21 protein-coding genes are annotated in these 21,257 nt (G+C 67.9%); 11 read left to right on the top strand and 10 right to left on the bottom strand.

All coding sequences use genetic code 11. The features are described from left to right. Nucleotides 1-64 precede the first annotated feature (64 nt). On the bottom strand, nt 65-901 hold the full coding sequence (locus tag ACSMFO_RS10350) for a Bax inhibitor-1/YccA family protein (protein ID WP_038508335.1): 837 nt from the start codon (nt 899-901) through the stop codon (nt 65-67). Between the two features lie 315 nt (nt 902-1,216). On the opposite strand from ACSMFO_RS10350, the gene ACSMFO_RS10345 reads away from it, so the two are divergent. The 4 genes from ACSMFO_RS10345 to ACSMFO_RS10330 all read left to right on the top strand — a co-directional run bounded on the left by ACSMFO_RS10345 (nt 1,217) and on the right by ACSMFO_RS10330 (nt 6,713). Then, nucleotides 1,217-2,686 (top strand): SpaA isopeptide-forming pilin-related protein, encoded by a 1,470-nt coding sequence (locus ACSMFO_RS10345; protein WP_436458263.1) that lies wholly within the window; start codon nt 1,217-1,219, stop codon nt 2,684-2,686. A gap of 12 nt (nt 2,687-2,698) precedes the next feature. Then, entirely contained in the window at nt 2,699-3,382 is a 684-nt protein-coding gene (locus ACSMFO_RS10340; RefSeq protein ID WP_436458262.1) for a class F sortase, read from the top strand. A 99-nt stretch (nt 3,383-3,481) separates the two neighbouring features. Next, nucleotides 3,482-5,473: an SDR family oxidoreductase gene (locus ACSMFO_RS10335; protein WP_037340779.1), complete on the top strand. Its 1,992-nt coding sequence runs from the start codon at nt 3,482-3,484 to the stop codon at nt 5,471-5,473. 118 nt (nt 5,474-5,591) lie between these two features. Next, complete coding sequence (locus ACSMFO_RS10330) at nt 5,592-6,713, top strand: cell division protein DivIVA (protein ID WP_436458261.1); 1,122 nt, start codon at nt 5,592-5,594, stop codon at nt 6,711-6,713. 84 nt (nt 6,714-6,797) lie between these two features. Here the strand turns inward: ACSMFO_RS10330 and ACSMFO_RS10325 are convergent, their stop codons facing one another. Together ACSMFO_RS10325 and ACSMFO_RS10320 are read right to left on the bottom strand one after the other, a co-directional pair. Beyond that, entirely contained in the window at nt 6,798-8,123 is a 1,326-nt protein-coding gene (locus ACSMFO_RS10325) for an amidase family protein (protein ID WP_436458259.1), read from the bottom strand. A 28-nt stretch (nt 8,124-8,151) separates the two neighbouring features. Beyond that, the gene (locus tag ACSMFO_RS10320) at nt 8,152-9,246 is read right to left on the bottom strand and encodes an alkene reductase (RefSeq protein WP_436458257.1); all 1,095 of its coding nucleotides are present in this window, start codon (nt 9,244-9,246) and stop codon (nt 8,152-8,154) included. Between ACSMFO_RS10320 and ACSMFO_RS10315 the strand changes: the two genes are divergently transcribed. After that, nucleotides 9,245-9,727, top strand: coding sequence for a MerR family transcriptional regulator (locus ACSMFO_RS10315; RefSeq protein ID WP_436458255.1), 483 nt, complete (start codon nt 9,245-9,247; stop codon nt 9,725-9,727). The genes ACSMFO_RS10320 and ACSMFO_RS10315 overlap by 2 nt on opposite strands. A gap of 6 nt (nt 9,728-9,733) precedes the next feature. Here ACSMFO_RS10315 and ACSMFO_RS10310 read toward each other — a convergent pair whose 3' ends face one another. From ACSMFO_RS10310 to ACSMFO_RS10300, 3 genes are read right to left on the bottom strand one after another with little or no spacing between them, the layout of a single operon-like run. Next, a complete protein-coding gene (locus ACSMFO_RS10310) occupies nt 9,734-10,309 on the bottom strand; it encodes a TIGR03086 family metal-binding protein (protein WP_436458253.1) in 576 nt (191 codons plus the stop codon). Further along, nucleotides 10,306-10,797: an SRPBCC family protein gene (locus ACSMFO_RS10305; protein ID WP_073844849.1), complete on the bottom strand. Its 492-nt coding sequence runs from the start codon at nt 10,795-10,797 to the stop codon at nt 10,306-10,308. The genes ACSMFO_RS10310 and ACSMFO_RS10305 overlap by 4 nt, the downstream gene beginning before the upstream one ends. A 29-nt stretch (nt 10,798-10,826) precedes the next feature. Then, a complete protein-coding gene (locus ACSMFO_RS10300) occupies nt 10,827-11,177 on the bottom strand; it encodes an ArsR/SmtB family transcription factor (RefSeq protein WP_436458251.1) in 351 nt (116 codons plus the stop codon). Between the two features lie 277 nt (nt 11,178-11,454). Here ACSMFO_RS10300 and ACSMFO_RS10295 point away from each other — a divergent pair, with 277 nt between their 5' ends. The 4 genes from ACSMFO_RS10295 to ACSMFO_RS10280 all read left to right on the top strand — a co-directional run bounded on the left by ACSMFO_RS10295 (nt 11,455) and on the right by ACSMFO_RS10280 (nt 15,840). Then, nucleotides 11,455-12,696 (top strand): glycoside hydrolase family 3 N-terminal domain-containing protein, encoded by a 1,242-nt coding sequence (locus ACSMFO_RS10295; protein ID WP_436458249.1) that lies wholly within the window; start codon nt 11,455-11,457, stop codon nt 12,694-12,696. A 149-nt stretch (nt 12,697-12,845) separates the two neighbouring features. Continuing rightward, nucleotides 12,846-13,784 (top strand): alpha/beta hydrolase family esterase, encoded by a 939-nt coding sequence (locus tag ACSMFO_RS10290; RefSeq protein WP_436458247.1) that lies wholly within the window; start codon nt 12,846-12,848, stop codon nt 13,782-13,784. 108 nt (nt 13,785-13,892) lie between these two features. Beyond that, the gene (locus tag ACSMFO_RS10285; protein ID WP_436458245.1) at nt 13,893-14,597 is read left to right on the top strand and encodes a TetR/AcrR family transcriptional regulator; all 705 of its coding nucleotides are present in this window, start codon (nt 13,893-13,895) and stop codon (nt 14,595-14,597) included. Nucleotides 14,598-14,634: 37 nt separating this feature from the next. Further along, complete coding sequence (locus tag ACSMFO_RS10280; RefSeq protein ID WP_436458244.1) at nt 14,635-15,840, top strand: cytochrome P450; 1,206 nt, start codon at nt 14,635-14,637, stop codon at nt 15,838-15,840. On the opposite strand, the gene ACSMFO_RS10275 is transcribed toward ACSMFO_RS10280, so the two are convergent. Continuing rightward, nucleotides 15,837-16,478 (bottom strand): histidine phosphatase family protein, encoded by a 642-nt coding sequence (locus ACSMFO_RS10275; RefSeq protein WP_038508311.1) that lies wholly within the window; start codon nt 16,476-16,478, stop codon nt 15,837-15,839. The genes ACSMFO_RS10280 and ACSMFO_RS10275 overlap by 4 nt on opposite strands. Nucleotides 16,479-16,575: 97 nt before the next feature. Continuing rightward, nucleotides 16,576-17,373 (bottom strand): TIGR03084 family metal-binding protein, encoded by a 798-nt coding sequence (locus ACSMFO_RS10270; RefSeq protein ID WP_038508310.1) that lies wholly within the window; start codon nt 17,371-17,373, stop codon nt 16,576-16,578. Nucleotides 17,374-17,501: 128 nt separating this feature from the next. Between ACSMFO_RS10270 and ACSMFO_RS10265 the strand changes: the two genes are divergently transcribed. Next, nucleotides 17,502-17,948 (top strand): heavy metal-responsive transcriptional regulator, encoded by a 447-nt coding sequence (locus ACSMFO_RS10265; RefSeq protein ID WP_037340753.1) that lies wholly within the window; start codon nt 17,502-17,504, stop codon nt 17,946-17,948. A 109-nt stretch (nt 17,949-18,057) separates the two neighbouring features. Here ACSMFO_RS10265 and ACSMFO_RS10260 read toward each other — a convergent pair whose 3' ends face one another. Together ACSMFO_RS10260 and ACSMFO_RS10255 are read right to left on the bottom strand one after the other, a co-directional pair. Further along, nucleotides 18,058-19,185 carry an acyl-CoA dehydrogenase family protein gene (locus ACSMFO_RS10260; RefSeq protein ID WP_436458240.1) on the bottom strand — a complete coding sequence of 376 codons (1,128 nt, stop codon included), beginning with the start codon at nt 19,183-19,185 and terminating at the stop codon, nt 18,058-18,060. A gap of 77 nt (nt 19,186-19,262) precedes the next feature. Then, entirely contained in the window at nt 19,263-19,814 is a 552-nt protein-coding gene (locus tag ACSMFO_RS10255) for a DUF4190 domain-containing protein (protein WP_073846239.1), read from the bottom strand. Nucleotides 19,815-20,038: 224 nt separating this feature from the next. Between ACSMFO_RS10255 and ACSMFO_RS10250 the strand changes: the two genes are divergently transcribed. Further along, nucleotides 20,039-21,238 carry a sensor histidine kinase gene (locus ACSMFO_RS10250; protein WP_436458238.1) on the top strand — a complete coding sequence of 400 codons (1,200 nt, stop codon included), beginning with the start codon at nt 20,039-20,041 and terminating at the stop codon, nt 21,236-21,238. Nucleotides 21,239-21,257: the final 19 nt, after the last annotated feature.

Genomic DNA, 21,257 nt, shown 5'->3' with positions numbered 1-21,257 from the left:
GTATTCGCCGCCACGGAAAAGGGCGCCCCGATCGCTCGGAGCGCCCTTTCGCGGAGAATCGGCGTCAGTCGTTTTGGAAGTACGACAGCAGCCGCAGGATCTCGAGGTACAGCCAGACCAGCGTGGTCATGAGACCGAAGGCGGCGAACCACGCCCACTTCGACGGCATGCCTTCGCGGATCATCCGGTCGGCCTGGTCGAAGTCGAGCAGGAAGCTGAACGCCGCGACACCGATCACCACGAGGCTGAAGATGATCGCGATCGGCCCGCCGTCACGCAGCGGGTTGAAGCCGAAGAAGCTGGTGATGAGGTTGACCAGCATCAGGATCGCGACGCCGACGACGGCGCCGATGATCCACTTCGTCAGCTTCGGGGTGACCTTGACCGCGCCGGTCTTGTAGACGACCAGCATCGCGACGAAGACGCCCGCGGTACCGATGATCGCCTGCAGCGCGATACCGGGGTACAGCGCCTCGAAAAGGCCGCTGATCGCACCGAGGAAGACACCCTCGGCCGCCGAGTACGCCAGCGTGAGCGGGCCGCTCGGCTTCTGCTTGAAGATGATCACGAGCGAGATCACGAGGCCGACGATCATGCCGCCGACGAGGGCGCCGATCACGCCGCCGCTGATACCGGTGATCCGGCCCGCGGCGTCCGTGGGCAGCTGGCTGAGCGCCCAGATCGCGGTGAGCACACCGGTCACCAGCGCGGTGCCGAGGCTCAGCGCCGTCTTGATGACGACGTCGTCGACGGTCATCGGACGGTCGTCGGCGCCGGCGGAGGTCTGCGGAGGGCCGTAGCCGGGCACGCCGCCCTGGGGTTGGTTGAAGCCTACGTTGGGTCCGTACTGAGCCGCGCCACGCGGCAGGTTCCGGAACGCCGGGTTGCTACTGGATCGCACCTGATCCTCCTGGATCTACTGGCACCTGCATCGGGTTCAACGACCGCGTGGGCCGCCCGGTTCCCGTCGAAGTAAAGACGACTTTACTCACAATCGGCGCGACGCCCATCCCCCACACCGTATGCGGCGGAGATCACCGACCGTTCACCGATACCCCACCTGATGCCCTATTGCCAAAAGCGCTGCTCACAGGACACCCTCCACGGTGCGTGTTCGGATAATCACCGAAGGCGTGTCGGGGAACCTATCGATCGTGTGACCTGCGTCGACGTACAGGCGTCGACGGCAGAGCACGGCCAAAGGAGTCAACACACCATGGGGTGGACCACACGCCCGAGCGTGCGTTCGCGCGCCTTGACCAGCCTGATCGCGACGTGCCTGCTAGGCGCTTTGTCCGCCACCGTCGCGGCGACACCGGCTTCGGCCGTCGACAACGAAGGCGTCGGCTACAAGGTCACGCCCGGCCAGACGGTCGACGGCAAGCCCAGAGAACGCGACTGGCTGGGCTCCTACGTCGTCAACGGCAAGCACGTGTTCTGCGTCTCCTTCCAGCTGAAGGCGCCGGACACCAACGAGAAGTACAAGCCTGGCGACGAACTCCTCGACAAGTGGGGCGCGAAGCTCCCCGAGGACACCGCGGCCAACATCTCCTACCTGCTGCTGCGCTACGGCGGCACCAAGGACAACGCCGAGGCCGCCGCGCTCGCACACCTGCTGCACTCGTGGACGTCGAAGCCTCGTTCCGCCGAAGATCTCAAGCCGGACCTTCCTCCAGAGAAGGTCGGCTACGACGTCCAGGGCCACCTCGACAAGCTGAAGGCGCAACACGCCGACGCCGCCACGGCCGTCGAGAAGCTGACCAAGGACGCCGAAGCCAACCGCGGTCCGTGGACCACCGCGATCGCGCCGCCGAAGGAAGACCAGCACATCGGCACCGCGGGCGAGTGGACGATCAGCGTCAAGAACTCCAAGGGCAAGGGCATCTCCGGGGTGCCCGTGCAGCTCACGCCGTCGAACGCGACCATCGGCGGCGGCGAGAGCACGAAGCCCGCGTCGACCTCGAACGCCAAGGCCGAGAAGGCCACCACGGTGAAGACCGGCGAGGACGGCACCGTCACGGTCAAGGTGACGCCGACCGGTGACCAGCCGAAGCTGGCCAGCTCGCTGTCCGCCCCCGCGGACCGGCCGTACGTGCAGTTCCCCGTCGAGACCGGCGTGCAGAAGGTCGTGTCGACCGGCGGCGAGAAGGAACTGAAGGCCCAGGGGGTCGCGGTCGTCGCGAAGCCGGGCAAGGTCCAGGTGACCAAGGTCGACGCGAAGACCGGCAAGGGCATCGCGGGCGCCGCGCTGCGGATCACCGCCAAGGACAAGTCCGCCGCCGCCGTCGGCCACGACGGCAAGCCGCTCAACGGCGCCGACGGCAAACCCGCCGTCGTCACCACCGAAGGCGAGAACGGCACGGTCACCGTGGAGAACCTGCGGACCCCGCAGGAGATCTGCGTGGTCGAGGTCAGCGCGCCGCCGGGCTACACCAACGCGTTCGACCCGAAGAATCCGCCGTCCGCCTGCGGCGAGCTCAAGCCGGGTGAGACGCTGGCCCTCAAGGTCGCCAACACGCCCAACGAGGTACCGCGCACCATCCCCGCCGGTGACCGGCCGGTGGCGATGATGCAGGGCACCGTCGAGAACTCGGCGTCGACCGCCGGCATCCTCGGCGTCGGCGCGCTCGCGCTGCTCGGTTCGGTGATGGTGGGCGTGGCCGCGCGGCGGTCTTCGCGACGCTAAGAGGGTTCAGGAATGTCAGTACGACGCGGGTTCGCGCTGGGAGCGGTCACGGTCCTGTGCGCGGACCTCGTCGCGGCCCTGCTCATCTGGCCGCCGACGACCGTGGTGACGGGGACGGCTCAGCCCGTCTCCGTCGCCGTCGCGGGTGGCGCACCCGCCGCGCCCGCACAGCAGGAGGTCCCGCCTCCGCCGGACATCGTCCCCACGACCCCGACGTCCGCTCCGCCGCCGTCGAAGGAGCCTGAAGCCCCGAAGCCGCAGGGTCCGGGGACGATCCGGCTGCCCGCGGGCGGCGCGGCGAAACTCGTGCGCAAGGAACTCGGGCCGGGCGCGGAGCTTCCGGTGCCGGAGAACCTCGGCGAAGTGACCTGGTGGGGTGCCGAGCTGAGCTCGGCCACCGGGGCGAGCGTGTTCGCCGGGCACGTGAACTGGAAGGGCGCGACGGGTCCGTTCGCGGAACTGTGGACCGAGCGGATCGGCGGCGCCGTCACCGTGGTCGACAAGGCCGGGAAGTCCTGGCAGTACAAGGTCTCCCAGCTGATCACGCTGAAGAAGAACGAGCTGCCGCAGCGGGCGGACGAGTTGTTCGGCCAGTCCGGTCCGCATCGGATAGTGCTCGTCACCTGCGGCGGCCGCTGGGTCGGCGGGGAGACCGGCTACGCCGAGAACCGGGTCGTCATCGCCAACCCGGCCTAGTTACCCGTGAGTAACTTCACCGGTGCCGTGGTGGTCCTCGCCGTCCCGATGCAGCAGAATGCCGGGGGACGCGGGCGAGCACGGTGAAGGGTGAGGCAGATGGCGACTTTTCTGGTGACCGGGGCGACCGGATTGATCGGGCGCCAGTTCACCCGGCTACTGCTCACCAGGGACGACGTCGACAAGGTCGCGCTCGTCGTCCGAGCGTCCTCACGGGACAAACTCGCGAAACTCGTGAACGCCTGGCCGCATCCCGAACGCGTCACCCTCGTCACCGGTGACCTCGGCGAGCCGCTGCTCGGCGTCGGTGAAGAGGATCGAGAGAAGCTTCGCGGCGTCGACCACGTCGTGCACCTCGCCGCCCTTTACGACCTCACCGCCGACGACGAAGCCAGCATCAAAGCCAACGTCGAAGGCACCGCGCAGGTGATCGCGCTCGCCGCCGAGCTGAACGCCGGCTGCCTGCACCACGTGTCCTCGGTCGCCGTCGCCGGGGACCACGAGGGCATGTTCACCGAGGAGATGTTCGACGTCGGCCAGCGGCTCCTCACGCCGTACCACCGCACGAAGTTCGAGGCGGAGCGCCTCGTTCGCGAACAGCAGGACGTGCCGTGGCGGGTGTACCGGCCCGCGGTCGTCGTCGGGAACTCCGAGACCGGCGAGATGGACAAGATCGACGGCCCGTACTACCTGTTCCCCGCGATCAGCAGGCTGGCCGGGCTGCCCGACGTGCCGATCGTGGGCCCCGACCTCGGCGACACCAACGTCGTCCCGGTCGACTACGTCGCCGAGTCGCTGAACGCCCTGGTCACCACGAAGGGCCTCGACGGGCGCGCGTTCCACCTGGTCAACCCGGAGCCGCAGCCGGTCGTCTCGGTCTACAACGCCTTCGCGAAGGCCGCGGGTGCGCCGACCATCTCCGTGCAACTCAACGAACGCGTGTCCAAGGGCATCGTCAACCTGGTGAAGCTCAGCGAGCACATCCCCGGCTTCACCATCGCGCGCGACGCCGTGATGGAGCGGCTCGGCATCCCGCCGGTGCTGCTGGAGACCATGGCCTTCCCGTCGGTGTTCTCGTCGGCTTCGACGCGCAAGGCACTCATCGGCTCGGGTGTCGAGGTGCCCCGGATCGAGGAGTACGCGCCCACCCTGTGGCGCTACTGGCGAGAGCACTTGGACCCGTTCCGCGCGCGCAAGCACGGCCCTCGCGGCGAACTGGACGGCCGTCGCGTGATCATCACCGGCGCGTCCTCGGGGATCGGCCGCGCGACCGCGATCAAGGTCGCGGCCGCGGGCGGGGTGCCGCTGCTCGTCGCGCGGCGCCGTCACGAACTCGAAGAGGTGCGGGACGAGATCATCGCCGCCGGCGGCACGGCGTCGGTCTACCCGGCCGACCTGACCGACGAGGAATCGGTGCACAAGGCCGTCGACGCGATGCTCGCCGAGCACGGCCGGATCGACATGCTCGTGAACAACGCCGGCCGCTCGATCCGGCGGTCGATCAAACTGTCGTACGACCGGTTCCACGATTACGAACGCGCGATGGCCATCAACTACTTCGGCGCGGTGCGGCTGATCCTCGCGGTGCTGCCTCATATGTCCGAGCGGAAATTCGGGCATATCGTCAACGTCTCGTCGATCGGTGTGCAGGGAATCGCGCCGCGCTTTTCGGCGTACGCGGCGTCGAAGGCCGCTTTGGACTATTTCTCCCGGATCGCCGCGACCGAGACCCACGGCGACGGAATCACCTTCACGACCATCCACATGCCACTCGTGCGGACGCCGATGATCCGGCCGACGAAGATCTATGACGCGTTTCCGACCAAATCCCCGGATCAGGCCGCGGACATGGTGATGAAGGCGCTGCGGGAACGTCCGAAGCACATCGGCACACCCGCCGGGCAGGCGATCGGGCTCGCGTACACGCTCACGCCGGGGCTCACGGATGCCGTGGCCTACCAAGGATTCCGCGTGTTCCCGGACTCCGCGGCCGCGGGCGGCGAAGGCGGACTCAAAATCGGGAAGGGCGAGCAGCATCTGTCCCGCGCGGCGATGGCTCTCGCCCGGCTCAGCCGCGGCTTCCATTGGTGACACTGCGCACACGGGTGGCGGCCGTTCAGGTGAGGGATCGCAGCTGAGAGACGACACACGTCGGTGAATCACCAAGCCTGACAACGGCGACCCCGCGTACGCAGGTACCGTCGTGGCCATGGTTCCCGAGCGAGACAACGGCCTGTTGCCCCTGCGGCGCGAGTACACCCAGGCCTGGCACGGCTTCGACCGGAACGAAGTGCGCCAGTATCTGGATCATCTCGAAACCCAGCTGCATCGCGTGATCACCGACCGCGACGCCGCGATCGCGCAGGCGACCTCGGCCACGCGCGAACTCGAAACCGTTCGCCACGAGGTGGCGAAGCTGAACGCCAGGATCGAGGAGCTGAAGAAACCGCCGGAGCGGCTCGAAGACCTCGACGAGCGGATGCAGCGCACCGTCACGCTCGCGCAGGCGCGCGCGGACGAGATCACGAAGCGTGCCGAAGTCGCCGCCGAGAAGCACTGGGCTTCTTCGAGTGAAGCCTCGAAGAAGCTCCGCGAGCGCTACACGCGGCTCGTCGCCGAGCTGGACAAGCAGGCGGACGCGCTGCACTCCGAGCACGAATCCGCGCTCGCCGAGACGCGCGCCGAGGTCCAGCGGCTGACCGTCGAGGCCGCCCAGCGCCGGGAACTGCTGGACAACGAGGCCGAACGCAAGCGCCGGAAGATCGAGCGCGAGTTCGAGCAGACGATCTCGGCACAGAAGGCGGCGCACGAGAAGCACATCGCCGACCAGCAGACGGCCAGCAAGAACCAGGCCGAACGCCGGATCGCGGAGGCCACCGCGGAAGCGAAGCGCCGCATCGACGAGGCGACGAGCGAGGCCAAGCGCCGGCTCGACGAGGCCACGACGACGGCCGCCCAGCGCACGACGGCCGCCCAGCGGAAGGTCGAGCGGCTGGCCGAGATCCGCGAACAGGCCCGCAAGAGCCTCATGCAGGCCGACGAGGTCCTGAAGGGCAGCGAGGCGATGCTCGCCGCGCTACCCGAGGAGTCGGTGATCCCGCACGCCTCGAAGCTCGTCGGCGGAGACAAGAAGGCCGAGGAGACGAAGCCGGCGGGTAAGCCTGCCGAGCCGCCCGCCTCGAAGGCGACCGCTCCGGCCGCCGCCAAACCCTCTCCCACCAAGCCCGCTTCTTCGGCGCCTGCCGCCGCTGCGCCGAAGAACGGACAGAGCGAGCAGAACGGCCCGAAGGCGAACGGGCAGAAGCCGTCACCGGCCAAAACCGGCTCCTGACCAGCGCGAAGTAGCAAGGGACCTTTGCTACCACTCCCCTGTGGAGAGTGGTAGCAAAGGTCCCTTGCTCTCTTTCGGGCTCGGTCAGGAGGCGGTCGTGCGTGGCCAGGGATTGGCCGCTTCGAGCTGGGCGGCGAGGCCCAGCAGGAGCGCTTCCCCGCCGGGCGCGGCGACGAGCTGGACGCAGGCCGGGATGCCCGAAGGATGCGCGCCGATCGGCACCGACATCGCCGGATAGCCCGCGAGATTCCACAGCCCGGCGAAACCCGCCACACGCAGGGACGGCAGCACGTTGGCGATCCATCGGCTGTCGTGCCACGGGCGTGCCTTGAGCGGGAGGGTCGCGATCATGGGCGTGACCAGGACATCGTGGTCGGCGAAGAACTCTTCGGCACGCTCCAGCCAGCGCTCCCGGGTGGTCTCCCGGACGCGCTTGGCCATCAGCCGACCGAGCCGGACGTGGGTACGGGTACGGGGCTGGAGTGCGCCGAGAGCGAACTCGGCCGCTTGCTCGGCCGGGCCCGCGACCCACCGCGCGAGGAGGCCACCGATCGCTCCGGCGTTGTATCGCGGTGTTCCGGACGCGACGGTGTGCCCAGCCTCGCGGAACAGCTCTCCGGCCCGGGTGACGGCCCGGCTGAACGCGCGCGGCAGCGGCGCCCTCGTCAACGGGACCTGGGTCGACAGGGCGATACGGGACCGCTTCGGCTCGGTGAGATCCGCCAGGCCGGGCCGTTCTGCGAGGACCGACATCAGCACGGCGGCGTCTGCCACCGTGGTCGTCATCGGACCGTGCGTGGACAGGCCGAACCAGCCGTTCTCCCCCGGTACGCGGACCACGCCCTTACCCGGTTTGAGACCGACGATCCCGCACATCGCGGACGGCAGCCGGATCGAGCCCAGACCGTCGGTGCCGTGCGCGATGGGCACGAGTCCGGCCGCGACGGCCGCGGCACTCCCGCCCGACGAACCGCCGGCGGCGTACGACGGGTTGCGCGGATTACGCGCCGTCCCGTCCGGATCGTCGCTCGACGGCCAGATGCACAGCTCCGGCACCCGGGTCAGGCCGACGATCACCGCGCCGGCGGCGCGTAGCCGCCGCGCTATCTCACCATCCTCAGTGGACAGCGTCGACGAGCCCGCGCGTGAACCCCACGAGGCGTATTCGCCCTCGATCGGCGCGACGTCCTTGACCGCGACCGGCACCCCGGCCAGGGGCAGATCGGCCAGATCCGCACGTTCGGTGACGGCGGCGGCCTCAGCGAGTGCCTCCTCGACCCGCACCCGGCGAAACGCGCCGACCACCCCGTCCGCCGCCTCGATCCGGGCCAACGCCTCACGCGTCACCTCGACCGGGTCGAGTTCCTTGGCGCGCACAGCCGCCGCGATTTCCACTGCCGTCTTGACCATCCCCGCACTGTAGAACGGGCGGCCAAGATCAGCTGCGCGCCGAACAGGCGAACTTCGCCGAGTCCGGTTCGAACGCCGGGAAATCGGTGTAGCCGTCGAGCCGGGCGCCGTAGTAGACGTCGTGATCCGCCTCGGCGAGCGGGGCGTGGAGAGCGAATCGGGCAGGCAGATCCGGGTTCGCGATGAACAACCTGCCGAAGGCGACCACGTCGGCCAGGCCGGCTCCGATCAAGGACTCCCCCTCGGCGCGGCTCGTCGGCTTCTCGGATCGCAGATTCGCGACGAGCGTTCCCGGCCACAAAGGCCGCAGGTGCGACAGCACTTCGACGTCAGGGGTATCGATGACGTGCAGGTACGCGAGCTCGTACCGGCGGAGTTCCGCGAGCAGTCGTGAGTACACCTCCTTCCAATCGTCTTCCACGATGTCGTTCTCCGGGTTGCCCGGCGAAATACGCAGAGCGACCCTGGCCGCACCGATCTGCTCGGTCACGGCCGCCACCACCTCGAGCGGGAAGGTGAGCCGGGCGGCGATCGAGCCGCCGTAACGGTCCTCCCGGAGGTTGGTGTTGCCGGCGAGGAACTCCTGGATGAGATAGCCGTTGGCGCCATGCAGTTCCACACCGTCAAATCCCGCCTCGACGGCCCGGCGAGCCGCGTCGGCGAAGTCCTGGACGACCTCGCCGATCTCCTCCTCGCCGAGCGCGCGGGGTTCGACGGTGTCCGCCCAGTCACCGGCCGAGAAGATCCGTCCGGCCTGCCGGACCGCCGACGGTGCCACCGGTGTCCGGCCCGTCACGCCGGGGTGGCTGACCCGTCCCGCGTGCCATAGCTGCGCGTAGATCCGACCGCCTTCCTCGTGCACGGCCTCCGCCACCTCACGCCATGCCTCGGCCTGCTGCTCTGTCACCAGTCCTGGGATTCCCGGGCCGCTCTTGCCGGTCTTGTTCACCCAGATGCCTTCGCTCACGATCAACCCGGCGCTCGCACGTTGCGAGTAGTACTCGGCCGTCAGCGGATGTGGCACGCCGGTGAGATCGTCGGCGCGCCCCCTGGTCATCGGAGCCATCGCCATGCGGTTCGGCAGCTGGATCGCGGTACCGCGGAAAGCTTCTAGCAACCTCATGAACGCGAAGCTAAACCCTGACACCGGCGTCACGGTCAACCTCGGTTTCCGCGGCTACTGTGGACTCATGCGGATCGGCGAACTGGCGAAGCGAACCGGCGTGAGCGTCCGCTCGTTGCGGTACTACGAAACGGAAGGCCTGCTGCGACCCGACCGATGCGGCAACGGCTACCGGACCTTCACCGAAGACGACATCGCCAGGGTGCTGCAGATCCAGCTCTTCTATTCGGCCGGGTTGTGCAGCGGCAAGATCGCGGAACTCCTTCCTTGTGTTTCCGGGGACCACACGCATTTGGTGCCCTCGCCGGAGATGACCGGCGAACTGGAGATCGCCAAGACCCGCATCCAGAACCAGATTTCCTTGCTCACCACCTCTCTGTCGATTCTGGAACGTGTCCTGGCCGCGGCCAAGGGGACCGATACCGCCGCGGTACCGGTTCCCGCCCGGCCCGTCCGGCGACATCGCGGGATCCATGTCTGACCCGTATCAGGCGTTCGGGTTTCGGCCCATCAGTCCGAGCAGCCTGTCCTGCAAGGGCGCGTCTTCGGGCACCTTCACTTCAGGGCCGAAGACGACGATGCCGGGCCCGAACGCGCCCGGGATCCTCATCTGTTCGGGGATCGCCTGCGCTTCCGGCCACATCCGCTCGACCTCCTCCGGATCGATCGTGTCGTCCTGACCGGTGGCCCTGGCCAGGTCCCAGCCGTGGATGATCATGTCGGCACTGGCGACTTGATCGATGTGCTGTTCGGCGGTTAACTTCCCTGACGGCGTCTCCTGCTCCGTGGCCGCGAGCACGGGATCGCCGAGGATGGCTTCGACGTCGGCGCGAGCCGCCCGGAAGGCCCCCAGCGGGTCGTCCAGGAGCGAGGGCGCCGGCCCAAGGGCGCGTCCGAAGGGCCTCAGCATGGCGCCGTGCATGTCGATGATGTGCTCGACGACATCTCTGGCGTTCCACTCCTCACAAGGGGACTTGTTCTCCCATTGCCCGGCCTCGACGGCGGCGATCTTGCGCTCGAAGGCGTCGGCCCTGACGCGGTAACGGTCGGCAATGGCGTTCATCGTGCTCCCACCTTCACCGGAGCGGCCACGAGCTCGGCCAGCTTCTCGAAGCCTTCGCCGACGCCACGCTCCATTCCTGATTCGAGTACGGCGTCCCGGATCCGCTTCGAGCCGTACCGCACCACCTGGGTCAGCGTGGTGACCCCGTCGTGTTCGACCAACGTCAGAGTCGCCAAGGCCTGACCTTCCGCTGCCTCGCAGTCCTCGTTCGTCTCGAGGGAGATGAGCCGTCCAGGACGGTCGATCTCCTGGTAGACGCCCTGCAGCAGCATCTCCATCCCGCCGTGGCGCAGCCGGTAGCGCCATCCGCCGCCGACCCGCAGGTCGATCTCGCATTCGACGACCTCGCAGTCACGGGGACCGAACCAACGGCGTACCAGCTCGGGTTTCGTCCACGCGTCGAACACCAACGCCCTCGGTGCGTCGAAGGACCTCGTCATGACGATCTCGTGATCGCCGGATTTCGTCACGCTGAGAGTTCGTCCCATCGTGCTGTTCCTTTCCGGTCGTGCGGTGGTCAGTCGGTCTCGCCCCGGCGTTCCGAGTGCTGGATCTCCCCTTCCAGAACGAGATCCAGCTCCGTGAAGGCCTCGTCCCAGTAGCGACGGTAGCCGCCGAGCCATTCATTCGCGTTCTTCAACGGCTGGGCCACCAGCCGGCAGGGGCGGCGCTGAGCGTCGCGCCCCCTCGCCACCAGTCCCGCCCGCTCCAGCACCTTCAGATGTTTGGAGATGGCGGGCTGGCTCATCGCGAACGGCTCGGCCAGTTCCGTCACCGTGGCCTCCCCGCACGCGAGCCGGGCGAGGATCGCGCGGCGGGTGGGGTCGGCGAGCGCCGCGAAGGTGACATCGAGCAGATCTTGTGCCACGGTCGCCCGCCTTCCGTTTCGGCTGTTCTAGCCGTTCTCACGAGTTTCGACTTCTCACGATCGTTCGTTTCGGTGGCCGCTGGATAACCTTGCGGTTCCATAACCATGTGGTAATCTACGGTGGAGCAGATCGAACTGTCAAGTCCGGACATCCGCTTGACGAGGGAGAACACGGAAGAGGAAGGAGGTGGGGCCGAAGGTCCGACAGTCGCGCTCACGCACCAAAGGGCACGCAAGCGCGTACGAAAGGGCAAGTCGGGTTACCGTCGATACCGGCATGGACGACGAACGAAACGAGCCGATGAACTCCGGGCGACCGAAGACGACGAAGCGATGGACGACCGTCATCCTGGGAGCCGCGACCGTTCTGCTCACCAGCGTGCAGTGCGGTACGGCGAACGACGAGGCCGGATCCGCGCGGCCGGCGGGGACGGCACCTCCGCCCCGCAGCAGCGTCGCCTCAGCCCCACCCAGCTCCAGCAAGCCTTCACCCTCGCCGTCACCGAGGGCGGAGCAGGCGCCCGTTCCAGGCTGTGAAGCCGTCATCGCCGGGATGAGGCCCCGGCAGCGGCTGGCCCAGCTGGTGGTGGTCGGCGTGAACGCCGGTGACCCGCAGGCGGCGGTGAAGCTGGTACGCGATCAGCAGATCGGCGGGATCTTCCTCGGTGGCAACGAGACCGCCCTCTTGCGGAACCGCGCGTTGGACGAGGTCCAGCGTGCGGCGAAGGTCCCGGTATCGGTGGCGATCGACGAAGAAGGCGGCCGCGTCCAGCGGATCGACGCCCTCGACGGCGACATGCCGAGCGCACGGAAGATGGCCTCGACCCTGTCACCGGCGCAGGTGCGAGCGAAGGCGGCCGAGCGAGGTCGGCAGATGCTGGCCCGTGGCGTCACCGTCGATTACGCGCCCGACGCCGATATCACCGACCAGCCGGACCGCGACATCGTCGGCGACCGGTCGTTCGGCGCGAACCCGGAAGTCGCGCGCAAGTACATCCTGGCGTTCGCACAGGGTTTGCGGGACGCCGGAGTGCAGCCGGTACTGAAGCATTTCCCCGGGCACGGGCACGCCAGCGGGGATTCCCACAAGGGACTGGTGCGGACGCCACCGCTGGCCTCGTTGCGGAAGGTCGACCTGGTTCCGTACCGAGACATCGGCGAGTACGGCGAAGTCGGCGTCATGGTCGGACATCTGGACGTGCCCGACCTGACCGGCGGTACTCCGTCGACCCTGTCGGCGGCGGCGTACCGGCTGCTGCGGAAGGACTACGCGTTCGACGGTCCGGTGATCACCGACGATCTCGGGGCGATGAAGGCGATCACGTCGCAGTACCCGCTGCAAACGGCTGTGCTCAAGGCATTGCAGGCGGGGGCGGATCAGGCGTTGTGGTCCTCTGGTGGCAACGTCGGCACGGTGCTCTCCACGTTGGAGCAAGCGCTGGCGTCCGGCGATCTCCCGGCCGCGCGGGTCGACGAGGCCTTGACCCGCGTGCTCACGGCGAAACGCGCCTGCGGCTGACCGACCGCGGCCCAGGCCGGTCGGCCAGGCGGGCCGCCCGGCAGGGTGACGTGAAAAGCGGTCCGAAAACTCAATGAACACAATGCTGACCAGGCCCGCGTCAGGAGTGACCCTGATCACCGCCCTGCCGCCCGATCAAGGAGGATCGCGTGCCTGGTCCCACGAAATACCTGCGCCGTCTCACGCTGATGGCCACCGCCGCTGCCGGACTGAGCCTGCTCGCCGCTCCGCCGGCGTCGGCCACGCCGGCGCCGGTCGACCATCCGGTGCCGACGACCGGCTGCCGGCTGCCGTCCCCGGTCCCCGCCGGGGCGACGACGCTGCGGACGTTGACGTCCGGCGGCCTGGTCCGCGAGTACACGGTGCACGTGCCGGCGCAGTACCGGTCTTCACGGCCGTACCCGCTGGTGTTGTCGTTCCATGGACACAAACGGACGTCGAAGTATCAGGAGGAGTTGTCCGGGTTTTCCTCGTACGACGCGATTTCCGTCTACCCGCAAGGACTTCCCGGTACGGACGGGGAGTCGGCGTGGACCGGCGCGCCGTACTCGGCGGCCGCGGACGACGTGCTCTTCACGAGTGATCTACTGAACACCCTCCAACGTGAACTGTGCGTCGACTCCCGCCGGATCTACGCGACAGGCAAGTCGAACGGCGGCGGGTTCGTCGGCGTCCTCGCTTGCCGGATGCCGGGCCGGATCGCGGCGTTCGCCCCGGTCGCCGGTGCGTTCTACCCGCAAGGCGGCGAGTGCCACCCGTCGCGCCCCGCGCCGATTCTCGACTTCCACGGCACGGCCGACGCGACGATCCCTTACACCGGGAACCCCGCCAAAGGCCTGCCGCCGTTGCCGAATTGGCTCGCGGCGTGGGCGGACCGGAACGGCTGCTTCCCGCGGCCGATCCAGTACTCGCCGAAAGCCGACGTCACCGTTCAGCGATGGCTCGGTTGCTCGCTCCAGCACTACCGGGTCGAAGGTGCCGGGCACGTCTGGCCGAGCACCACACCGAACAACGACTCCGCCACTCCGACCGTCATCGACGCGACCCCGGTCATCTGGAAGTTCCTGCTCGCCCACCGTCTGCGTTAAGAACTCGTCGATTTCCTTGCCGGAACCCGCCGCCCAGAGCTACCGTCGAACCTGACTGGATGACCGGATGGGCAAATCTGGTCACGAAGTCAGATCTTGGGAGCGCACGTGGCAGAACGTCCGGACCGCACCGCCGGTCGCGCCGATCGCATCCTCGACGCGGCCGGCGTCCTGCTGTCGCGGCTGGGCTATCGCAAGGTGACCATCGAGGACATCGCGAGTCAGGCGGGCATCGGGAAGGGCACGATCTACCTGCACTGGCCCACCAAGGAAACCCTCTTCCACGCGCTGCTCCTGCGTGAATCCCTCCTTGCCGCCGAGAACCTTCTCGAAGGGCTGGAAGAAGACCCGGCGGAAGTCGTCCCGCATCGGTTCCAGCGGGCCGCTTTCCTGTACACCCAGCGAAACCCGTTGCTCGGCGCGCTCATCACCGGCAACACCGAACTGCTGGGCCGGTTGAAGAAACATCCCTTGCAGGATCAGGACACGGTCGTGACCGAGCGGTACCTGAAGATGATGACCGACCGGGGCCTGCTGCGCGACGACATCCCGAACCTGCTGTTTTCCCTGCGTGCTTCGGCGCTGGGGTTCTACCTGATGGACAGCTTCACCGGCGACGGCGCCGACCTCACCATCGAAGAGAAGGCCGACGCTCTCGCGCACATCATCCGGACGGCGTTCGAGCCGCCGGAGCCACCGTCCACCGCGAATCTGGCCGCCACCGCGGCCGAAGTGATCCAGGCGTTCCAGGATCTGATCTCGTCCTATCGCGCCTGGATCTACCGGAAGGACGGCCCCGAGGAGCCCGCTTGATCCGCGCTCCTCCACCACGAGAAGAAGGGGGCAAGCCATGACCACGATCGCCGAAACCTGGGGCGTCCACGAAGCCCAGTTCTGGCTTCGGGACGAATTCCCGGCCGATCCGGTCCGTTTCGACGCCGAGACGGGCATGTGGAACGTCTACGGCCACGCCGAGGCGTTGAAGACCCTGAGTGATCCCAAGGTGTTCTCTTCCGACACCACCCGGCTGATCCCCAAGGAGATCTCGCCGGACAAGGACCTGTTCGTCGAAGGCAACCTGCTCCAGATGGATCCTCCGGATCACAAGAAACTGCGCACGCTGGTGAGCCACGCCTTCACGCCGAAGGTCGTGGCGGATCTCGAACCGCGCATCGCCACACTGACGAACGAACTCCTCGACGCGGTCGACGGCGCGGACTCGATGGAACTGGTGACCCATCTGGCCTATCCGCTGCCGGTGATCGTCATCGCCGAACTGCTCGGCATCCCGGCGAACGATCGCGACCTGTTCAAGGAATGGGTCGACACGTTGCTGCGGAACAGCCAGCAACGGTCGTTGATCAAGCAGACCGAAGAGGACAAGAAGGCCGCGGAGGAAACGTCCGCGCAGGTGAAGAACCTGGTGAACTACCTTTCCGAGCACGTCGACGATCGACGGCGGAATCCGCGCGAGGACCTGCTGACCAAACTCGTCGAAGCCGAGGTCGACGGCACGAAACTCACGCAGAACGAAGTCGTCAACTTCGCGAACGTGCTGCTGCTCGCCGGGCACATCACCACCACGATGCTGCTCGGGAACACGGTGCTGTGCCTGGATTCCCATCCGGACGAGTACCGGCGTGTCCGTGAGGACCGAACGTTGCTGCCCGCCACCATCGAGGAATCCCTGCGGTTCCTCAGCCCGTTCGCACTCGTCGCCCGAGCCACGACGACCGAAGTCGACTTGGGTGGCCAGACGATCCCGGCGGACAGCATGCTCGGTATCTGGGTCGCGGCGGCGAACCGGGATCCGCGCACCTTCACGGATCCGGGCGTCTTCGATCCGGCGCGGGCGCACAACCCGCATCTGGCCTTCGGACGCGGGATCCATTTCTGCATCGGCGCCCCGCTCGCCAGGCTCGAAGGCAAGACGGCGCTCAACATCCTGCTGGACCGTTTCCCGGATCTGCGCACCGACCCGGCCGTTCCGCCGTCGTTCATCCCCAGCCCGCACATGACCGGGGTGAACGAGCTCCGGCTGCTGTTGAAGCCCTAGAGGTCGGCGAACCGGGACGCGAGCGGGACCACCATGCGCGGAATCCGCTTCCCGGGTGTGTACCGCAGTTCGGTGATGTTGCCGTTCGGCACGACGTAGGTGTCGGCGAAGGTGCGGAATCCGCGCATGGCCGCGCTGTCCGGGGTGGTGGTCCCGGTCAGCAGTGACCACATGACCGCGCGGATGAAGAGCCCGTGCGTGAAGACGGCGATCGGCCCTGGTTCCCGTTCTCCCAGCCGTGCCAGGAATTCCTGGGTCCGGCCGAAGAGGGCCGCGAACGATTCCGCGCCGTTCACCGCGTGGTGCGGATCGGCACGGGACCAGTAGGCCTCCGTGTACGGCTTGCGGGTGGCGGTGGTGGTGACCTGTCCATGGAGTTCGCCGAGGAAGGTGAACTCCTGGACAGGCCACTCCTCACGTTCCGCCTGGGGGAACCGCTCCATCGTCGGCTCGGCGGTCTGCCGCGCCCGTAAGAACGGCGACGTCACGATCAAACGAGGCGGTTCGGCCAGCGAATCCGCGATTTCGACGGCCTGCCGCCTGCCGAGTTCGGTCAACGCCGAAGCACCCGGTTCGCCGCCGGGAAGCCCGGCGTTGGATTCGCTTTCGCCATGTCTGATCAGCCACACCCGTGCCACGATCGCCTCCTAGACCCCGTGTGCCATCGACGATCGCACCGAGTGGGACCGACCGCGACTTCCAGGATGCCCGATCACCGCGAAAGTGGCGGGATCTTCACCGGCCGAACTGTCCCGGTGAGCGTCCCTCGCCCGCCGGACCGCGGTACGCCTGCGCGATGTCGAGCCAATGGTCCGCCAGCGCGCCCTCGGCCCGGACGTCGAGGTCGTCGCGGTGACGGCGCCGCGTGACCAGCAGACAGAAGTCCTCCGCGCTCCCGGTGACGCGCTGCCGGGAGTCCTCGGGCCCGAACGTCCACAGCTGCCCGGACGGCGCGGTGATCTCGAACCGGAACTCCTGCTCCGGCGGGGTCAGGCCCCGGGCCTCGTAGCCGAAGTCCCGCACCCGGACGGCGAAACCGACGAGATACGCGAGCCGGTCCGTCCGCTCCGGCCGCACTCCCAGCGCGTCCGCGATGTCCTGGCCGTGGGCGAACAGCTCCATCATCCCGGCGCAGGCGAGGATGGCCGGCGGCAGCGGGTTGACCAGCCACGGGACGACCTGGTCCGCCGGGACCGCGGCGAGCGCCTTGATCCCGGCGTCGCGTTCGGCACGCCAGCGGCTGAGCACGACCTCGTTGGGGTCTCCGAGGTAGTCGTCGAGGGCCGCGTTGACCGCGGCGTCGAAACCGCGCGCCATCGAACTCTTCATGACTTCGGCGAACCTCTGCGGCTCGCTCGCGGACAACCCGGCGATCTTGAAGATGAAGGAGAGATGCGCGATCTGGTGTTTGACCGACCAGCCCGCCGCGGGTGTCGGCAGCTCCCACCCCGTGTCGTCCAGGCCGGCCACCAGGGCATCGACCTGTTCGCCCTCCGTGGTGAGGTCCCTGATCACGTACCGGAAGTCAGTCACCGTGCCGTCCTCTCGCCGTTTCCACCCTTTCGAATGATGCGGACGCGCCGGGCCGTCGTCTTCTCTTCGTGAGCCCCGTCGAATTCGGACTTGATTCTGGAGCCGGGTCCAAGTTCTACCCTCAGATCATGCGAACCGAAGCGGCGAAGGCGCTGACGGCGTTGACCATGTCCCAGGTGACCTCTCGCGCCGGAGTCCGGCCGGACACCGTGCGCTACTACGAGCGCATCGGTCTTCTGCCCGCGCCCGCGCGGACGACCGGGGCACACCGGCGCTACGACGAGGACGTCATCGACAGGCTGCGGTTCATCCGCGGCACCCAGCGGCTCGGGCTGACGCTGACGGAGATCGGTGACCTGCTGAGCGTGCGCGACACCGGGGTGTGCCCGTGCGAACCCGCCGAAACCATGCTGGAACGCCATCTCGCCGAAATCGAAGCGGAGATGGCGCGCCTCGGCGAGCTGCGCGCCGAGCTCACTTCCCTGCTGTCCGGGATGTCCGGCGACGAATGCGCCGATCCGCTTCCCGGCGCCTGGTGCCCGCCCGAATGCGGACCCGAGGGAGGAGGTGGATGACCATGCGGAACGACGACTGGTGCGATTGCGACTGCTGCGGCAGCGGCTGCTGCTGACCCGCTCCGGCGGGACCGGCCGGGCTTGACGTCACCCGGCCGGCCATCCGAGGTCAGTCCTGCGGCAGAAGCACGGTCTTCCCGATCCGGTCCTTGCTGACTTCGGCCGAATAGGCCATCAGCCCGCCCGCCTGCGCGTCCCGGAACAGCCGCTGGATCGGCGAAGTGCGCAGGAAGCCCGAACCTCCGCCCGCTTTCAGCGCGACTTGGGCGACGTCGCGGGCGATGTCGTTCGCGAGCACCTTCGCCGTCATGGTCGCGGGCAAAAACTCCGGCGAGTTCCGATCCGCCAGCCACGCCATGTTCCGGGCGTACATGAGCGACGCTTCGAGACGGGCGTGAACGTCCGCGACTTCGAACTGCAGCCATTGCATTCCGGCGAGCGGCTCCCCGGTCGCGGGGATGACGCGGCTCCGGGCGTGCGAGATCAGCGCTTGCTCCGCCGCGTCGGCGATCCCCAGTGACAGGAAGGCGAGACCGGCCGCGATGTGGTTCGGCCGCTGCACGGTCGGTGGCGGGCACCGGCGGTCCTCCCGCAGGACGGTGCCTTCGAACGAGACGAGCTGGCTTCGGCTGGCGCGCAATCCCATCGTGTCCCAGATGGGCACGAAGGTCATCGTGTCGTCCGGCGCCACGCCGAAGAACGTGGGCACGCCGCCGACGAGCGCGTTGACCAGGAAGTGGTCGGCGACCTCGCAACCGGAGACGAATCGCTTGGCGCCGGTGAGCCGGTACCCGCCGTCGACGGGCTCGGCGACCTGTTGCGGCATCAGGAACATGTTGCCGCTGCTCGGTTCCGACAGCGCGTTGGCGAAGCGCTTGCCGCCGATCAGCTCGTCGGCGTAGAAGCGACCCACATCGGGGGCGGACAACTGGGCGAGCCCGACGGCGGCGCCGATGTGCATCACCCAGATACACGCCGTCGAAGAACAGGCCGCGCTGAGGATCCGGACGATCTCGCCGTAGGTCCGATAACTGAGGTCCTCGCCGCCGAACTCCGCGGGCAAGGTCGCCCCGTCGAGTCCGGTCGCGTGCAAGGCACGGAGGTTGTCGATGGGAAGCTCGGCCGTTTCGTCGAACTCGGCGGCGCTCGCGGCGAAGTCCTTCGCCAGTTCGGTGACGGTTTCGATCCAGTGATGTTCGTCGGCGGGTGGGTCGAACGGATGGACGGGCTCGGTCATGACCGCATCATGCCGGAAACGGGAAGGCCTCCCCGCCACCCCGAGAATGGCGAAGGAGGCCTTTCACGGTCCGACCGTCACACTCCGGTGCAGGCGGCCATCGCGAATTCGCCGGAAGCGGTCTTGGTGGAAACCACCGCGCCGTCGACGGTGATCTTGCAGGTGACGGATCCACCGGTCTCGCCGGTCGTGACGGTGAGCGTCCCGCCCTTGTAGACGCCCTTGTTCTCGACTTCCTTGTTCCACGGCAGCGCCGGGACGGTCTCCGTGACGGGGTTGAGGACCTCGCCGTAGATGACCTCGACGTTGGTGGCGTCGCCGGTGACCTCGTAGGACACCTTCGCGGTGCGGTTGATTTCGTTGTTGACCTCGTCGACCGCCGCGTTGAACACGAAGATCCACACCACGCAGACCACGAGACCGAGCGCGGACAAGGCGATACCGGTGATGGAGAGCCCCTTGTTGGAGGCTTTCCCGTTCTTGACGCGGATCAGCCCGATGATCGAGAAGATCAGGCCGAGGATCACCAGCGGCCAGGCGATGACGCCGACGAACGGGATCGGGGAGAAGACCAGCCCCACCAGGCCGAGGACGAAGCCCGTGACGCCGATGCCGTTGCGGGGCGGCATCGGGCTGGCGGGGGCTTGCGGGGCCGGCGTGTAGGGGGTTTGCTGGGTCACGGGGGATTTTCCTTTCCAAAGGGATGAACGAGGCGGCATACAACCAGCGATCGCGAGGTGTCCGCGTCGTCCTCGGCGCGCGAACCCGGTACGACGAAAGTCGTAATCCACGCGCCGTGAAGGACCGCTTCCGCTGATGCCTCCGGCCAAGCGGGTTTGCGTACGCTCAGCGCATGGCAAGGCGTGTGCTCGGTGTGGTGCTCACCGTCGTGGCGGTCGCGGCGTGCGTGATCAGCAGCATTTTCGTCTTCAGCGCCCAGGGTTACCTTCCGGCGACGCAATCCTTCGACCCGACGTGGTGGTCCACGCTCGGTTTCTTCACCGGGATCACGGCCGCGGTCATGCTCTGCTGGCGGCACAAATGGCCGGAACTCGTCCTCGGTATCGCCTTGGTGCCGCCGCTCTGTTTCCGGTCCGACGCGCTGGCCGCGTTGGTCGCCCTCGCCGCCTTGGCCGCGCGCCGCCGCGACCGCGTCCTGTGGAGCGGGTCCGTCCTGGTCTACGTCGCCACCGCGTGGGCGTTGTTCGGCGACGCCAACCGCCATCCCGACGTGACCGTCGCGGGGCAGATCGTCGGCAAGCAGTTCTCCGCCGTGCAGCTGATGGGGACGTTGACGGTCGCCGTCGTGATGACGGCCGTGCCGCTCACCGTCGGAGTCGTCCGCGGGATGCAGGACACGCTCGCGATCCGTGAGGCCAAGGAAGAAGAACTCCGCGCCGAAATGACCCGCCGCGCGGAACGCACCCGGATCGCGCGCGAGATGCACGACGTCCTCGGGCACCGGCTCTCGCTGCTGTCCTTGCAAGCCGGTGCGCTCGAAGTCAGCAAGGGACCCGCGACGACGGAAGCGGCGAAGACCGTCCGCACGACCGCGCGCCAGTCGCTCGAAGATCTGCGGCAGGTCATCGGGGTCCTCCGCGATGGCCAGGGTTTCGGCGAAACCAGCGAGAACGGAATCCATCCGGAGCCGCCGCAGCCGACGCTGGCGGACATCCCCGAACTCGTCGCCAATGCCCGCCGGGCCGGTTTGGGGGTCAACGTGACGATCCTGCTCGACGACGCGGGCGGCGCGCCGGCCTTGCTCGGCACGACTGCGTACCGGATCGTGCAGGAGTCGATGACCAACATCCTGAAACACGCTCCGGGCGCGACGGCCGAGGTTTCGGTTCGCGGCGGGCCCGGGAACGGGCTCACCGTCGAGGTCGTCAATCCGCTGCCCGCGATCGCCCCGGCGGGAAAGCCGCCGGGCACGGGCGCCGGACTGACCGGGATCGGTGAGCGTGTCACGCTGATCGGCGGGAACGTCAGCGCGGGCCCCACCGAAGAGCGCACATTCGCCGTCCGGGCTTGGCTACCGTGGGGACACCACTAACCTGTCCGGGTGAACCAGC

The organism is Amycolatopsis sp. w19 (genome assembly GCF_051373225.1).
GTDB lineage: Bacteria > Actinomycetota > Actinomycetes > Mycobacteriales > Pseudonocardiaceae > Amycolatopsis > Amycolatopsis japonica.
This window is presented reverse-complemented; position numbering and strand designations above follow the sequence as displayed.

Excerpts from the sequence above, each read along its gene's own strand:
- ACSMFO_RS10320 (WP_436458257.1), bottom strand. The coding sequence starts at position 9,246 with ATGAGGTTGCTAGAAGCTTTCCGCGGTACCGCGATCCAGCTGCCGAAC.
- ACSMFO_RS10295 (WP_436458249.1), top strand. The coding sequence starts at position 11,455 with ATGGACGACGAACGAAACGAGCCGATGAACTCCGGGCGACCGAAGACG.
- ACSMFO_RS10335 (WP_037340779.1), top strand. The coding sequence starts at position 3,482 with ATGGCGACTTTTCTGGTGACCGGGGCGACCGGATTGATCGGGCGCCAG.
- ACSMFO_RS10280 (WP_436458244.1), top strand. The coding sequence starts at position 14,635 with ATGACCACGATCGCCGAAACCTGGGGCGTCCACGAAGCCCAGTTCTGG.
- ACSMFO_RS10250 (WP_436458238.1), top strand. The coding sequence starts at position 20,039 with ATGGCAAGGCGTGTGCTCGGTGTGGTGCTCACCGTCGTGGCGGTCGCG.
- ACSMFO_RS10315 (WP_436458255.1), top strand. The coding sequence starts at position 9,245 with ATGAACGCGAAGCTAAACCCTGACACCGGCGTCACGGTCAACCTCGGT.
- ACSMFO_RS10340 (WP_436458262.1), top strand. The coding sequence starts at position 2,699 with ATGTCAGTACGACGCGGGTTCGCGCTGGGAGCGGTCACGGTCCTGTGC.
- ACSMFO_RS10265 (WP_037340753.1), top strand. The coding sequence starts at position 17,502 with ATGCGAACCGAAGCGGCGAAGGCGCTGACGGCGTTGACCATGTCCCAG.
- ACSMFO_RS10310 (WP_436458253.1), bottom strand. The coding sequence starts at position 10,309 with ATGAACGCCATTGCCGACCGTTACCGCGTCAGGGCCGACGCCTTCGAG.
- ACSMFO_RS10255 (WP_073846239.1), bottom strand. The coding sequence starts at position 19,814 with ATGCCGCCCCGCAACGGCATCGGCGTCACGGGCTTCGTCCTCGGCCTG.
- ACSMFO_RS10325 (WP_436458259.1), bottom strand. The coding sequence starts at position 8,123 with ATGGTCAAGACGGCAGTGGAAATCGCGGCGGCTGTGCGCGCCAAGGAA.
- ACSMFO_RS10260 (WP_436458240.1), bottom strand. The coding sequence starts at position 19,185 with ATGACCGAGCCCGTCCATCCGTTCGACCCACCCGCCGACGAACATCAC.
- ACSMFO_RS10305 (WP_073844849.1), bottom strand. The coding sequence starts at position 10,797 with ATGGGACGAACTCTCAGCGTGACGAAATCCGGCGATCACGAGATCGTC.
- ACSMFO_RS10345 (WP_436458263.1), top strand. The coding sequence starts at position 1,217 with ATGGGGTGGACCACACGCCCGAGCGTGCGTTCGCGCGCCTTGACCAGC.
- ACSMFO_RS10330 (WP_436458261.1), top strand. The coding sequence starts at position 5,592 with ATGGTTCCCGAGCGAGACAACGGCCTGTTGCCCCTGCGGCGCGAGTAC.